The organism is Achromobacter sp. ACM03 (genome assembly GCF_014851665.1).
In the GTDB taxonomy this organism is placed as follows: Bacteria; Pseudomonadota; Gammaproteobacteria; order Burkholderiales; family Burkholderiaceae_B; genus Achromobacter; species Achromobacter aegrifaciens.
The window spans coordinates 1325260-1340776 of record NZ_JACVAD010000002.1; the positions used below are offsets into that span (position 1 = coordinate 1325260).

10 protein-coding genes are annotated in these 15517 nt (G+C 59.1%); all 10 read right to left on the reverse strand.

Annotation, left to right across the window (positions count from 1 at the left end):
* Window positions 1-4 precede the first annotated feature (4 nt).
* Window positions 5-862 carry a hypothetical protein gene (locus IB257_RS14350; protein ID WP_192492461.1) on the reverse strand — a complete coding sequence of 286 codons (858 nt, stop codon included), beginning with the start codon at window positions 860-862 and terminating at the stop codon, window positions 5-7.
* Window positions 859-2649 (reverse strand): AAA family ATPase, encoded by a 1791-nt coding sequence (locus tag IB257_RS14355; protein WP_192492462.1) that lies wholly within the window; start codon window positions 2647-2649, stop codon window positions 859-861. The genes IB257_RS14350 and IB257_RS14355 overlap by 4 nt, the downstream gene beginning before the upstream one ends.
* 1 nt (window position 2650) lies before the next feature.
* A complete protein-coding gene (locus tag IB257_RS14360) occupies window positions 2651-4624 on the reverse strand; it encodes a restriction endonuclease subunit S (protein ID WP_192492463.1) in 1974 nt (657 codons plus the stop codon).
* Window positions 4624-6402, reverse strand: a complete 1779-nt coding sequence (locus IB257_RS14365; protein ID WP_192492464.1) for an N-6 DNA methylase — start codon at window positions 6400-6402, stop codon at window positions 4624-4626. The genes IB257_RS14360 and IB257_RS14365 overlap by 1 nt, the downstream gene beginning before the upstream one ends.
* Window positions 6403-6437: 35 nt before the next feature.
* Entirely contained in the window at window positions 6438-8894 is a 2457-nt protein-coding gene (gene hsdR / locus IB257_RS14370) for an EcoAI/FtnUII family type I restriction enzme subunit R (RefSeq protein WP_192492465.1), read from the reverse strand.
* 9 nt (window positions 8895-8903) lie between these two features.
* Window positions 8904-9122, reverse strand: coding sequence for a helix-turn-helix domain-containing protein (locus IB257_RS14375; protein ID WP_192492466.1), 219 nt, complete (start codon window positions 9120-9122; stop codon window positions 8904-8906).
* Between the two features lie 628 nt (window positions 9123-9750).
* Entirely contained in the window at window positions 9751-10593 is an 843-nt protein-coding gene (locus IB257_RS14380; protein WP_192492552.1) for a replication initiator protein A, read from the reverse strand.
* Between the two features lie 548 nt (window positions 10594-11141).
* Window positions 11142-12356, reverse strand: coding sequence for a site-specific integrase (locus IB257_RS14385; protein WP_192492467.1), 1215 nt, complete (start codon window positions 12354-12356; stop codon window positions 11142-11144).
* 225 nt (window positions 12357-12581) lie between these two features.
* Entirely contained in the window at window positions 12582-13517 is a 936-nt protein-coding gene (secF, locus tag IB257_RS14390) for a protein translocase subunit SecF (RefSeq protein ID WP_054451555.1), read from the reverse strand.
* A gap of 53 nt (window positions 13518-13570) precedes the next feature.
* The gene (gene secD / locus IB257_RS14395; RefSeq protein ID WP_054451554.1) at window positions 13571-15451 is read right to left on the reverse strand and encodes a protein translocase subunit SecD; all 1881 of its coding nucleotides are present in this window, start codon (window positions 15449-15451) and stop codon (window positions 13571-13573) included.
* Window positions 15452-15517: the final 66 nt, after the last annotated feature.

Here is a 15517-nt window from a genome sequence, read left to right on the forward strand (position 1 = left end):
CCGCTCACCCGACCAGTCTGGAAAGTTGTGGATCATTGCGCACCAGCAGGCACCAGCGAGCGACCGCTGACAGCTCTGCAGCTGGATTCGTCATCTTGCGCACCTTCGTGCGAACCTCGGCTAGTTTTGCCTTGGCTGCTGGGTTATTGCCTGCGCCACATCGGGCCTTGGCTTTTGTAAAGTCGTCGATCAACCTATCCACTTGTTGCCATACCTTGCGGCGCGCTTCTGCCAACGGAGCATGCTCATTGAGTTTGAGCCGCTTAACTGTTTCGATGACACGCTCTTGTTCCCACGCAGAGGAACCTGGAATGGGAATAACCTTGCCCTCTTCGTCGAAAGCAATTAGCGCAACGTCATCATCATCAATCGGGTCGAGCAGATAGCGTGTTTCCGATTCCTCACAGCGAGCGGCGGCGGTGGAGCACAAAGAGCCGTCCTTGAGCGGAAACCATCCGCCTTTTTTGCGGTTACCGACATTGCCGCAGACGCGGAAGTTCATGTAGTCGAAGGCCAGCCACCAATAGCCGTCGCGCAGGCTGGCATCCAGTGCCTTGGCTTCTTTCTTGGGACGAAAGTGTTCAACGTCATAGTGCGAGTACAACTCACGCACTTCCGAAAACCAGCATTTTCCCGCCGACAGAGCCAACAGCCATTCCTTCAAAGCGCCCCAGTGCGCACTATTCGCATCAATCAGTGCGTTGCGCTCGTCGCACTTGCCAGCTGTGTCCAGCGCAGCCAAATTCTCCACCAATTGGGCGGATTTCGCCATCCAGGCATCCCACTGCGCTTGAGTCCACGGTGTCCAGTTTGGGATGTCGGTATCGGTCGGCAACTTGTTTTCCAGATCAATGAAGATCACCGGCTATCCTCCTCGCGCAAGATTTCGTCGATGATGGAATCGGCAATTGCATCCTGCTCGGCCTGCTCCTGTGGCGTAAGGGTTGGTTTGCGGAAGCGGCGGTGCTGCGCCATTTTGCGTACAAAGAGCGCGTAGTCCGGGTCGCGGAAATCAGCGGTCGAAAATCCTAGATCAGCCAATTCAGCAGACAAACGACTCAGCTCCGCATCCTCCTCCGCAGTGCGTGGAGACTTCACGAATAGCTCATTGCGGCGGAACAAGCGCCGCTCGGTTTCTATGTCCAGTGTGGATGAAAGGCCGAACAGTTCGCTCTTAAGCAGCCCTGTCACGCCCATGCCTTGTGGGTGCTCATCGGGCACATCCACCACCGTGCGAGCACCATCGCGGCGCAAAATGTGAACCTGCTCGCGCTTGAGGCTGCCCACCATCATCGGGTCGTGGGTGGTGATGAGAATTTGCGATTGCCCAGCCGAGGCATCAAAGGCACTGCGATCAAACGCATCGCTATCGAATTCACCTTCACGAGCATCGCTCAGCACGCCTTCGATGTCGTCGAAATAGCGCAGCTTCCAGATCGGATTCAGGTGGGTGTCCGGCTCATCGAGCAAGAACAAGCAGTGGTCTTCGCGAGTGATGCGCATCAAGCCCAGAACGGTGAGCATTTGTAGCTCACCTTCCGACAAATGCGTGAAGCTCATCTTGCCGCCATGCTCATCGCGTTTCTTCACTGTGATGCGCACCTCGTCGATCAAGTCACCGATGTAGGCGCCTTCGGCGTAGCGGAAAAAACTGTCGGTGCTGCCGACCAGTTCGCCAAGTTGCTTGAGCTTGTCCTGATTCGGCACGAACAGATAAAGCTGCTTCTGCTTTTCGGTTCGGCCACGGAAGTCGATCTGTGTGGTGGCTTCCTGCTCGATCGGAGCCCAGGATACCTGCCAGAGCTTGTCGAGAAACTCGCTCACCACATTGCCGCGCGCGTACCAGAAACGCGGGTCGCCTTCGTTGAGTTCGTTTTCGTCAAACCTGCCACTCCGGCGCTTTTCGCGCAGGCGATGCGGCTCTTTCAATACAAACAAGGCGGATTCCAACGACTCAATATGCAGGTTCTTCAGCACCTTTTGAAACACCGGGTCGTCGGACAGCAAACACGCCAGCAGCACCAACTGGCTGTGGCCGCCTCGGCAGTAGAACAGACGGCGCAGGCGGTCGTCGCCGGCTTGCTTCAAGCGCGCTTCTCGGCGGCGTTTGGCTTCTTCCACCGCGCGGATATCTGCATCCGAGCCGGTAAAGTTTTCCAGAAGTTGTTCGGGGAGCACCTCGTCGGTGGTGATTTCCTGGCGTTGGTTGAATCGGCGCTGATGCTCTTGAAACAGCGCCTCGATGCGTTCATTGCGGCCAGAGTAATAGGCAAAAATGTGCGCGGGCAGCAGTTCGCGGTTCTTCAGCAAATAGCCCTGCGATTCGGTCTTGCCGTCCACCCACACATAGGGGCGCTTCTGCTTGGCGGTATCAGCTTCGATGCGCACCGTATGGTCACGGATGCTGTACTCCAGCGTGTAATCGAAGGCCGCTTCGCGATCCAGATCCACGTCGCGAAAGATGGTGATCAGCGCCTCGATCAGATTCGATTTTCCGGTGCCGTTTTGACCGATCAGCGCGTGGCTGCGAATGGGCTTGCGCGGCGCATCCGATGCTGCACCGGTAGCAGGTGGCAAGTGCGAGTCAAACGCAATGTCGAGATCGCGCAGGTTGCGAAAGGCGGGAATACGGATGCGCAGCAGTTGCATATCAGGCGCTCACCGTGTCGGCGGGCTTCTCGCGCACTTTGGCGGGCGCGGGTTCCTGAATCCAGCCATGTGCCACTTCGATTTTTAGTTGCGCGTAAAAAGCATCAATCTCGCCGCCGTAGCGCTGCCACAAGTCCTTTGCGCTCATTTCGCCACGGTGACGGACCAGAATGGTTGCCAGCGGAGCTTGCGCTTTGATGTCGGGGGTGGTGCCCAAGCGCAGCGGGGCAATCAACTCGGTTTGCGGGGCTTTCATGGGTTCCTCTTCTTGTTCGATGGCGATTCCGGTGAGACTGGCAACCGCGCTAGCAGCAAGATTGGTCGCTATGCGCTGTTTTCGGGAAAGTTGATCTGCGTAGTGATCACACATGCGGAAAAGCCCATCGACGATTGCAACAATTCGATCTTGTTCTGCCTTGGGTGGAACCGGAAGCACTAGATTTTCGACATCACCAACATTTATGTGCTTCACCGTCATGCCGATGGCCGATGCCTGCAATCGTTTTTGAAAGCTCGGGCTTTGAATTACGTAAATGAGGAATCTGTTGCTAAACAACTCGGTAAAAAGCCTGATGAGCATGAGCCGCTGGCCAAGGCAGACAACATGCCCATTAGGAACTATTGCAGCCTCACCCATCGGGGCTTCGCGCGTGAAAAATATGTCCCCAGCCTGCGGAGTTAATCGTCGCGAACGAGCAAGATAGCTTTCCCTGGAAACCTTTTTTGTGGCATCAAGCCGCATTTCACCATTGCGAATGTCAGTAGTGCGAATAAGGTGAATTCCGCTGTCAGAGTAGGCTGGTGTCTTGTGGTCACAGTCAATAATGACTTGTGAAACCTCAAGCAGTGACGCCCATGCCCAGTGCTCGGGCAATCGATCTTCTGGAATATTTACTTGCTGAATACGGAGCTTTTTCAGCATCGCTAAAGATTCTTTCTTCTCTTGTCCCTCTGATTCCCGTGACCATTCAATGCGCTTCGCTGCGATGGCGTCGAGCAAGTTGGCACCCGTAGCAGCATGGCGATGCTCAACGTTCAGTAATTCGCCACTCACTGCTAAGTCAAGGACCAAGCCCTTGAACGTCGCCACATCCTCCGGTGCATGAAACAGTCCCCCGAAATTGTCGGCTAGGCGCGCCCAATTAGTTTGCAGCTCATGCGGGCTTTGGCTGTTAGCGACGGCTTGCAGGGTGAACTGGCGCAGCGCGTTTTGCAGTTTGCGGCGGGCTTGCTGTTGCGCTTCCAGCTTGTCGCACAGGGCCATCAGCTCATCGACTTTGGCGACGATGCGGGTTTGTTCTTTGACTGGCGGCAACACAGCGGGCAACGCCAATAACTGATCCTGCTTGATACCAGAAACTGTTGTTCCAGTGCCTGTTACCTGACGAGTCCGATAAAGAATCAAGAAGAAATCGGCGTTTACTTCCTTCGGCAATTCCAATGCCTTCAGGTCTTGGTTGATTGCAATTGCAACACGGTTAATTGCAACCTTGCCAAGACCCATACGCGTGCAAACGATTACTCGGCCAGGTGGAATCAGGTTTGAAGAGCTGTTCTCTAGCCCTTCTTTCGTGATGTGGTCTTCTGTGTCATCCAGGAACTTCAGCTCCTTCAAATCCTTCACGCTCGCCCAAGGAATATCCCCCCCCCAATAAGCGGGGTTATTTTTGGACGGTGTTCCACCACCAGTTACAGTCAATGCCAAGTCGCCCAAGCGGCAAACAGCCCAGTGGGGCGGAGCTTTGACAACCTCACGCGAAATAGAAGATTGCTTTGAAATGACTTTTTTCTTTTCCCTGTGACCTTGTTTCTGCCTTGCAATAGAGTCGAGTAAAGGTGCTGCATCAACGGGTGATTCCGTAACTGTCAGATCGCCTGATACAGCAAGATGCAGCATCAACTCCCGCAACCTCTCTACGCCCCCCGGCGCATTGGCAATATGCCCGAACTCCGCCAAAAACTGCTGCGCATCCATCAGGCATCCTCACTGACGAAGTGATGCGCCAGTGCGGCAGCCAGTTCGCTTTTGAGTTGGTTTTCGGTCTCTTCGATTTCACCCAGCAGTTTTTTGTACTTCTCCAGCAGCAGGTCCGGGTCGTGGGTTTCTTCTTCCGGCGCATTCGGGTTTTTCAGATCGAGATTGAAAATAGGCCAGTAGAGGCGATCACCTGCCGCCTGCGCATCGCGTGCTTGCAGGCGCAGGGATTCGGCTTGGGTGCGCAGATCGGCAATCTGCGCCTCGACTTTTTCGCGGTAGGCTGCGTCGGTGCTACCGATCAGACTACTGCGCAACTCCTTGGTCTCGGCCTCCAGTGCAACAGCCTGGTTGTTCAGTTCTTCGGCGCGTTGCCAATGCGGTTGTGCAGCGGCTTCAGCCTGTTCACGCTTGGCCTTGAAATCGACCTTCCAGGCGAATTCGTTTTCCACCCGGTCGGCGAAGTCGTTTGCCTCATCTCCCCACCAGTCTTGCTCGGACTTGAATTCCTCCAGCCGGATGGGCTTGGTTTTGGAGTAGCTCTTGTAGCCCGGTGGGTAGGGGTGCTCGTAGAACCAAATGGTGTCGGTGTGGAAGTGCTCGGTACCGTCATCCACCGTGCTGCCCTTGGTAAAGAACAGCAGGTTGGTCTTAATGGTGGTGTACGGCGCGAACACGCCCTTGGGCAGGCGGATGATGGTGTGCAGCTTGCAGTCACGCAGCAGCAGTTTTTTGAGCGTACCTTTGATGCCATCACCAAACAAAAAGCCATCTGGCAGCACCACGGCAGCGCGGCCATTTGCTTTCAGCAGCTTTTTGATGATGAGCGCCATAAACATGTCGGCTGTTTCGCGGGTGCGCAGGTCCGCCGGGTAGTCACTACCGACGCCATCGTCCTCATAACCGCCAAACGGCGGATTGGTGACGATGCAATCGACCTTGTCGTTGGCGCTCCATTCGTTCCAGCCGATGCCCAGCGTGTTTTTGTGCTCAATCTGGCTGGGCACGTCGATGCCATGCAACAACATGTTGGTGGTGCACAGCAGGTGGGGCAACTGCTTCTTCTCGATGCCGTGGATCAGGTCTTCAATGGCACGCTTGTCTTCGGCGCTGGACTTGGTGGTGAGCTGGTTGCGAAAGTGGTCGATGGCGGCGGTCAAAAAGCCGCCCGTGCCGCAGGCGGGGTCCATCACGGTTTCGCGCTTGTCCAGGCGTGGGTTGACGCGACCAGCCATGAAGGCGGTGATGGCGCGTGGGGTGTAGAACTCGCCCGCATTGCCCGCGCCGCGCAGGTCGTTGAGCATTTGCTCGTAGACATCGCCCAGGTTGGCGCGGGTTTTGAAGTCGTGGAAGTTGATGGCGTCTTCCAGCTTTTCGATCACGGCCAGCATTTGCGGGCCGGATTTCATGTAGTTGTTGGCATCGCGGAACACTTCGCGGATGACCTTGTGCTGGGGGCTGCGGTCAGCGTCGATCTGGTCTTTGAGTGCGGGAAACAGGTCGTTATTGACGAAGCTGATCAACTCGCTGCCTGCAATCTGCGGCTTTTTCTTGCCATCGGCATCGGCTTTGTATGCCGCCCAGTTGCGCCAGCGGAAGCGCTCGGGCAGCGGCGACTGGTAGTCGGCATTGTCGTCTTCCCATTCTTCTTCGCGTTGGTCGAATACCTTGAGGAAGAGCATCCAGGTGAGCTGGCCGAGGCGTTGGGCGTCGCCGTCAACGCCATCATCCTTGCGCATGATGTCCTGAATGGATTTGATGGTGCTGCTGAGATTCATCTTGTCGTTCTCGATGTACGTGGCCTGAGGCGCGATCAGGCTTGTTTCAATTCGTTCTGGTCGTAGAGCGCGTGCTCAAGTTCTTGCACGGCTTGGGTGTATTGCTCGATGCTGCCGAAAATGCCACGCCGGATCTGGGTTTTGCTGCCGAACTGGTCAAACGGCGGCAACTCCAGCACCTTGGCGTCTTCGATGTCTTGCACGCCGTGGTCGGCGAATTTGTCGAGCAGGGCATCGAGCACGGCGCGGGCCTGTTCGCCGTATTTGCCGAACACATCACGCTTTTTGACGTTGTTGGCGCGTTCGCGGCGGGTGAGGGGTTTTTGGTCGAAAGCGACGTGGACCACCAGATCGAATACATCTAGTTCGCTGCCGTTGGCCACGGCCTGCTGCAGGATTTCGAGCGGCACGCCGTGATCTGCAAGTTCTTCCAAGACGGCCTGCTTGCGTTCGGCACTGTTCCAGCGGCGCAGGAAGTCGGTCATGCTACCGAATTCTGCCTGCAGCGCTTTCTTGATGTCGTCTTTCAGCAATACGCGGTAGTCCTCAGTGATGAGTTTGCCGTCGGCGTCCAGATACTGGGAGCGCTCTACCGCCACGCGCACGTTGACGTCGTCGATCACATATTTGACGCGGCCTTCACCACCACCTCCGCCACCTCCCGTATCGCCACCAGATGGCGTGTCGTCACCACCGGTTGGGTCCGAGCCATAAGGTGGCGGTTCGGGTTCGCCAATGCCTGGCGGGTTGGCGCCTTCTGGCAGCTCGGTGTCGGGCGGTACCACAGGCTCGTCAGGGTTGGGCTCGTAAATCACCACGGGTTCGCCATCGAAGTCAGGATCGGCGAACAGGCGCGTGGCACCCTTGAAATCCATGATGGTGAAGTACAGCTTCTGGTAGTCCTCACGCAGACGGGTGCCACGACCGATGATCTGCTTGAACTCGGTCATCGAATTGATGTTCTGGTCTAGCACAATGAGCTTGCAAGTCTTTGCATCCACGCCGGTGGTGAGCAGCTTGGACGTGGTGGCGATGACCGGATAGGGTTCGTCGTTGTCGATGAAGTAGGAAAGCTGCGCCTTGCCTTCGTTGTCATCACCTGTGATGCGCATGACATAGCGGCGGTTGCTCGCAGCGGCTGGAATGAGCTTGACCAACTCTTGGCGCATGCGTTCGGCGTGATCCTGATCGTCACAAAAAACGATGGTTTTGGCCATTGGGTCGGTTGCCCTGAGGTATTCCCATACCTTGCTGGCGACGAGCTTGGTGCGTTTTTCCAGCACCAGATTGCGGTCGAAATCCTTGGTGTTGTACTGGCGCTGTTCCACCGTTTGGCCCAACTTGTCGACCTTGCCCTTCTCTGGGGTGTAGCCCACGGCATCGACATCGGTGGCGATGCGGATCACCTTGTAGGGTGCGAGGAAGCCGTCTTCAATGCCTTGCTTCAGTGAGTAGGTATAGACCGGATCGCCAAAATAGGTGATGTTGCTGACGTCCTTGGTTTCCTTCGGCGTAGCGGTCAAGCCCAGGTGCGTAGCACTGCTGAAATAGTCGAGCACATCGCGCCAGGCGGAATCATCGGCGGCACTGCCTCGATGGCATTCGTCGATCACAACCAAGTCGAAAAAATCCGCAGGGAACTGGCGGTAGATCTGCTTCCACTCCTCACGACCTGTCACTGCCTGATAGAGCGCCAGATAGATTTCGTAATTCTTCTTCACCTCTCGGTTGGTGACCTTGTGCATCACTTCGCCGAACGGCGCGAAATCTTGCTGCATGGTCTGATCAACAAGGATGTTGCGGTCGGCCAGGAAAAGGATGCGTTTTTTAGCCTTGGCCTTCCATAAGCGCCAGATGATCTGGAAAGCGGTGTAGGTTTTGCCAGTGCCGGTGGCCATGACCAGAAGTACGCGCTGCTGCCCTTTGGCGATTGCTTCAATGGCGCGGTTGATGGCGACGCGCTGGTAATAGCGCGGCTCTTTGCCACTGCCATCGGAATAGAACGGCTGTTCAACCAGTTTTACGGCGGAGGCTTCGGCCAAGCCTTTCCACTGCTGGTACAGCGGCCACAAGTCGTTCAGCGTGGGAAACTCGGTGAGCGGGAGCTCGCGCTCAATGCGCTGTGTCAAACCCGTGCGGTCATGCAGCAGAAAGCCATCGCCGTTGCTGCTGATGGCGAATGGGGCATCGAGCATTTCGGCGTAGGCCAGCGCCTGTTGCATCCCGTGGCCGACCGAGAACTTGGCTTGTTTGGCTTCTACGACGGCAATGGGAACGTTGGGGCGGCCGTAAAGTACGAAGTCAGCCCGCTTGGGGCCACCTTTGGCATCGGGATTCTTGATACGAGACGCCAGCTTGCCACGCACCATCACGCGGCCATCGGTGAGGCTCACCTCTTCACGGAACTGGTGCTGTTGCCACCCCGCCTGCTGAATAGCCGGTGTGATGAACTTAGTGCAGATGTCGCGCTCGCTGAGCTGGTATTTGTCCATTGGCCCCTCTTAACTGCGGCGCGAGGTTGCTGATTTTTCGTATTGTGCGGCACCTTCATCCGCACCCCCGGCGCGCACCCATTCGTCCACCTCCGACACCTGGAACTTCCACAGCCGCCCCACGCGATGCGCAGGCAGGCTCTTGCGGTCGATCCAGCGATAGATGGAATCGCGCGTCACGCCCAAGTGTTCGGCGACCTGTTCAACGGATACCCAAGGCTCGGTCACGGCTGCTCCAGCGCCAATGAAGTGGCGGCACAAAGTCGTATTAAATCGCAAAGACGCAATCTAGCATGTAAATATAGAGCTGGCCATGGAATGCTTGGCTTCCGCCCCGAACAGCTTGCTGCCCGTGGCAGGCACGCACTTTCGTCAATGCCCACGCGGCATTTCGTGCCCTCGCAGCACGATGCCCCGGTTTGAGCGTGCCGCACCAACCCCATGTGCAGACCCGCTTTCCTCGCGGCGACGTGCCGCGACCTTTTATCTTGTCTTCCGCCGCCTTGTGCCTGACGGCACGCAGTTGGCGGCGCAGCGCCCTCGGGCGCTGATGGTGGACGGAACATAGCCTGGCACGAGTTGGACATGGGGGATGGCATCGCCCGGTGCAGCGGCATTGCATCGGACATTGCACGGATTCGTGCAACCAGGCCGTCGTGCTTTATGCACGCCCGCGTGCATAAAGCACGGCGGAACCCATGCGCAACGCTGTGCAATGGCGGTGCCGTAGCGTGACGGTTGGAGGTGACGGGTTTTGATGTAGCTCGGCAACAGAGTATGCGCACGGTACATAACTCTATCTGCCACCCCTGCGTACAATCGGATTTAGCCACGGATGCAGCTGGCCATGTGATGTTTAGACTGGCCGAAAGGTCAACACATCCGCGCCGATGCTGGTTGCAAACTCGATGCCAAGCACGTAGCCGGGCAGGGATTGCTTAGCGACCAGGACGCGCAGATCGGCTGCAAAATCATAGTAGCGAGCGATGCTGCCCGATTTGCGATAAAGCTGCGCGAACGTGAACCGCCAGCCGTCGGGCTGATGACCGCCGTGCTTGCGTATCACGCGGTATAGCCAGCGCTCGATGCCGCCGCTGAGCCGGAAGTATGCTGGGTCAATCGTGAGCACCAGACCGGCGTCGAGTACGCCCGCATAAAACCACTCGGGCAGGATTAACTCGATGCCTTGCGGGATGCCGCGCGCATCGCTGACGGCATGCCATTCGCTGATCCACGAAAAGCGTTGTAATCGCCCGCCCGTTGCACAGCGGAGGGATGTTTCGATGGTCGTCGATTGCAGGCGATCGAGCGCGGCTTTCAGCCGCTGATAGTCACGCTGCGAGACACCGCGCCCGATGAAACGCAGAATCTCGTAAGGCGTGCCCTGGATCAGGCGCGAGGGAGATAGGCCTGCATCGCGGGCGGCAACGATCTGTGACGCCGCCCAGATCAAAATGTCCGCATCCCAGATGGTCGCGATGCCGTACTTGTGCGTACCTTCGACGTTGACCGAGACATCGCCACTGCGAAAGTCGATGGGTGCGGTGCGCCGGGATTTGGAGAGCGAGAAAAAGGGATACGCCATCAGGTCCTGCGCATCGCGCGGAGCCATGTCGCTGGGCAGTGCCCGAAACAGCGCCAGTTGCATGCGCTCGGACGGTGCTGCGGCTGCCGGCACACGCGTTGGTTCCACCACCATCGACGCGATGCCGATAGGCGCAGACGGCGGTCGTCGCGACGGCTGTGGCGCGGGCAGGCGGTTGGCGTGATCGGGGTGCGCCATGAGGCGTGACGGCGCAAGTCTGAGCCGCCCTGGACTCCGGTTGCAGGACTACCTGCCAGGGTCGCGGCGCACACGCCGACACACAACCCGCCTCAGCGCGCCAGGGCGCAGCCGGTGGGATTGAGCGGGAATTTCTGCTGAAAATTGCCTGGGGATGCGGCCTGTCTGCCCATATCAAGGGATCGGACTGGATCGGAAAGCTGTCCACACGGCCTGTGCATAACCCTGTGGATATACTGTGAATAGACTCGTGCTATCAGGCAACTCCGGTATCGTGCTGTCAGGCAACGAACTATCGTGCTATCAGGCAACAAAATCGGCCGCAGAGCCAGTATTCATGCGGGTCGGCATCCTCCGTAACTTATTAACTTAAATTCTTAACTTAGTTATAAGAGAACGCCGATTCTGGGGATAACTGGCCAAACCCAGGGAAATCAAGGCAAACCCGGGTTCAGCAATAGTCATCAGCCGGTCGCCGCCCGGTCTTCGTGGTAACGGGGAGATTTGCCCTGAACCACCGATTTGCGCCGCAAAGCCACGACCTCGGCGGCCTGGCGAACCGGATCATCTTCGGTATGCACGTAGCGCATGAACATCGCCACGGTCTTGTGCGCCGTCAACGCCATGCCCACCTTGATCGGAATGCCCGAATTGGCAATGTCGGTCGCGGAGCGATGCCGAATGCCGTGGGTGCCCACGTGAACGGCACCAGCGGCCTTCAACGCCCGGCACCAGCCACCGTAGTATTCGCCCTCGGTCAGATGCTGGCCTTCGTGCATGGGCGACGGCAGGACGTAGGGACAACCTTCCCGCCTGGGCGGGGTCGAAAGCAGCCGGTACGCCTCCTCGCTCATGGGTTTGGACATACCGCCCGTTTTGCTGTCAGGCCAGACCACGCGGCGGTTTTCCAGATCGACCCAATCCCATTGCAGGGTAATGATTTCCGAGCGGCGGGCGGCAAACTCGAACTGCAAACGGATCGCCAGGGGAATGACGTAGTTCTCCAGCCCTTCGGCCTCGATGGTCGCCAGGTGCCGGAACAGCTTGCCCATGTCCTCGTCGCTGATGAGGTGGGTGGATTTGCCATTGGGGTACATCGGCACATGGCGGCACGGATTGGTGCCGTCGGGCCGGTAGCCCCAGACTTCGGCCATGTTGAACATCTTGTGCATGACGCCGAACGTGCGATTGGCCTCGGCGGGCTTATAGGCCATTTTCTTCATCATGGCCGCGATATCCGCGCGTTTGACGTCCTGCACCTTGATGCGGCCCAACATCGGGATGATGTTGCGGTTGATGTTCCCCAGGTAGCCCCGCTGCGTGCTGGGCTTGTTGCGCAGCTTGGAGTAGTCCTCCATGAACTTCTTGCACAGTTCGCTGACCGTGGGGGCCTTGCGAGCGGCCGCCTTGTCGGCGGCGGGGTCGCCACCCCGGCGAACCTGGGCCAGCCACTCCTGCGCGAGCGAACGGGCCTGCTCGACGGTCAGTTCGCCATACTGCCCCAGGGCCGGTTTGCGGCGCTCGCCCGCGTTGGTGCGGTACTGGAGCATGAACACCTTGCGCCCGGCTGGGGTAACCTTGCACAAGAAACCGGGCACCAGCGTATCGCGCAACTCGACGGCCTGCGCCTGGGCTTGCGCGGCATCCACCGCGCTCTTGGTCAATTTGATCTTGGCCACGATGACTCCTCGGAAAGACCCGGATTCCAAGAGCCAGCCAGGGGCCACCAGAGAGAGAACCGGGTCAGGGTTGAGAAAGCACCGTCATATGCTGAACTCGCCTAAGTGATTGATAAACCTGCTATATCGGGTTTGAGCAAAGTGCAGCGGAGGACGGTGTGGATGTCATCGTGAAATAAAAAACCCGCCGTGATTGCGGCGGGTTTGTCTTCAAGCGGAAACGGATCAGGCGGCTTCGCCTTCCTCGCCTTCCTTCTTGACCGGCTTGACCAGGTCTTCGCGCTTGACGCCCAGCCACATGGCCAGGGCCGCGGCCACGAACACCGACGAGTAGATGCCGAACCAGATGCCGATGGTCAGGGCCATGGCGAAGTAGTGCAGGGTGGGGCCGCCGAAGAACAGCATGGCCAGCACCATCATCTGCGTGGAACCGTGGGTGATGATGGTCCGGGAGATGGTCTGCGTGATGGCGCTGTTGATGACTTCGTGCACGTCCGCCTTGCGGTATTTGCGGAAGTTCTCGCGGATCCGGTCCATGATGACCACGGATTCGTTCACGGAGTAGCCCAGCACCGCCAGCACGCCCGCCAGCACCGACAGCGAAAATTCCCACTGGAAGAAGGCGAAGAAGCCCAGGATGATCACCACGTCGTGCAGGTTGGCGATCACGCCGGCGACGGCGAACTTCCATTCGAAGCGGAAGCCCAGGTAGACCATGATGCCGATGACCACGACCAGCAGGGCCATCAGGCCGTTGTGCAGCAGCTCCTGGCCCACCTGCGGGCCCACGAACTCGACGCGGCGCAGTTCGACGCCGGAGTCGGCGGTCTTCAGCGCGGCCATGACGGTTTCGCTCTGCGTGGCCGAGGTCTGGCCTTCCTGCAACGGCAGGCGGATCATGACGTCGTGCGAGGTGCCGAAGTTCTGCACCTGGAAGTCGGTGTAGCCCAGCTTGGAGACCACGCCGCGCACGTTTTCAAGCTGCGCCGTCTGGGCGTAGTTGACTTCCATGACCGTGCCGCCGGTGAATTCGATCGACAGGTGGAAGCCGCGCGTGACGATGAAGAAAACAGCCGCCAGGAATGTGACGAGGCTGATGATGTTCAGCACCAGCGCGTGGCGCATGAACGGGATGGTGCGGTGAATACGGAAAAATTCCATTTTTCGCCTTAGGCTTTATCTGTGGCGGGCGGCCGGGCCGCCCGCGCTCATGTTCAGTTGGTCTTCGGTTTCCAGACTTCACCGATGGAGATCGACGTGAGCTTCTTCTTGCGGCCGTACCAGAGGTTGGCCAGCGCGCGCACACCCACCACCGACGAGAACATCGAGGTCAGGATGCCCAGCACGTGCACCACGGCGAAGCCCCGGATCGGGCCGGAACCGAAGGCCAGCAGCGCCAGGCCCACGATCAGCGTGGTGAGGTTCGAGTCGAGAATGGTGCCCCAGGCGCGTTCGAAGCCGTGATGGATGGCTTGCTGCGGACTTGCGCCTGCGCGCAGTTCCTCGCGTATCCGCTCGTTGATCAGCACGTTCGAGTCGATGGCCATGCCCAGCGTCAGCGCGATTGCCGCGATGCCCGGCAGGGTCAGCGTGGCCTGCAGCATGGACAGCAGCGCCAGCAGCAGCAGCACGTTCATGGTCAGGCCGATCGTGGAGAACACGCCGAACAGGTGGTAGTACAGGATGATGAAGGCAGCGATGGCCAGGAAGCCGTACAGCGTCGAGTAGAAGCCCTTGGCGATGTTGTCCGCGCCCAGGCTCGGGCCGATGGTGCGTTCCTCGATGATGGACATGGGCGCAGCCAGGGCGCCGGCGCGCAGCAGCAGCGCGGTGTCGGCGGCCTCTTCGGAGCTCATGCTGCCCGAGATCTGCACCTGGCCGCCGGCGATTTCGCCGCGGATGACCGGGGCCGTGACCACTTCGCCCTTGCCGTTTTCGAACAACAGGATGGCCATGCGCTTGCCGATGTTGTCGCGGGTGACGTCGCGGAAAATGCGGGCGCCCTTGGAGTCCAGGGTCAGGTGGACGGCGGCCTGCTGGGTCTGCGAGTCGCGGCCGGGCTGAGCGTCCTGCAGGTTTTCACCGGTCAGGATGACCTGGCGGCGGACCAGGATGGGACGGCCGTCGCGGTCGTTGTAGCGTTCAAGGCCGAAAGGCACGCTGCCGCCCAGCAGCGCGGCCTGCGCGGCGGGGGAGTCGTCGACCATGCGGATTTCCAGCGTGGCGGTGCGGCCCAGCAGTTCCTTGGCCTTGGCCACGTCCTGCACGCCGGGCAGCTGTACCACGATGCGGTCGGCGCCTTGCTGCTGGATGACCGGTTCGGCCACGCCCAGTTCGTTGATCCGGTTGTGCAGCGTGTTGATGTTCTGCTTGAGCGCGGAATCCTGCACGCGGGTGACGGCGGCCGGGTTCAGCGCAGCCATCAGCAGCGGCTTGCCGTTTTCCATGCGCTCGGTGAATTCCAGGTCGGGCAGGCGGCTGCGCAGCGTGGAAATGGCGCGGTCGCGGTCATCCGTATTGGCGAAGGTGGCGGCAATGGCCATGCCCGAGCGTTCGACGCCGGCCACGTTGACCTTCTGGTCGCGCAGCACGGAGCGCACGTCGGCGGCCAGGGAGTCGTAGCGGGCGGTCAGGGCGCCCTGCATGTCCACTTGCAGCAGGAAGTGCACGCCGCCGCGCAGGTCCAGGCCCAGGTACATCGGCTTGGGCGCGAACCAGCCCAGCGCGCGCATCCAGGCGGGCGAAGCGGGCAGCAGGTTCAGCGCGACCGTGTAGTGGGGGTCGCCGGCGACGGTGTTGAGGGATTTGTCGATCAGGTCGCGCGCCTGCAGCTGCAGGTCGGTCGACGTGAAGCGGGCGCGCACGGTGCCGAGCGTGCCGTTCTGTTCGTAATAGACCCCTTCATTGGGGATCTTGGCGTCGGTCAGGATCTGTTCGACCCGGCTCAGCATGGCGGGATCGACCTTGATCGTGGCCTTGGCGCTGGAAACCTGGACGGCCGGGGATTCGCCGTAGAAGTTGGGAAGCGTGTACAGCAGGCCGATGATGACCGCGACCAGGACCGTAATGTACTTCCAAAGGGGATAGCGGTTCATTGCCGGCTACTTCATGTAAAAGTGATGAAAGGGCCGCCCGGGCGGCAAGCGCGGCGGGCGGCGACA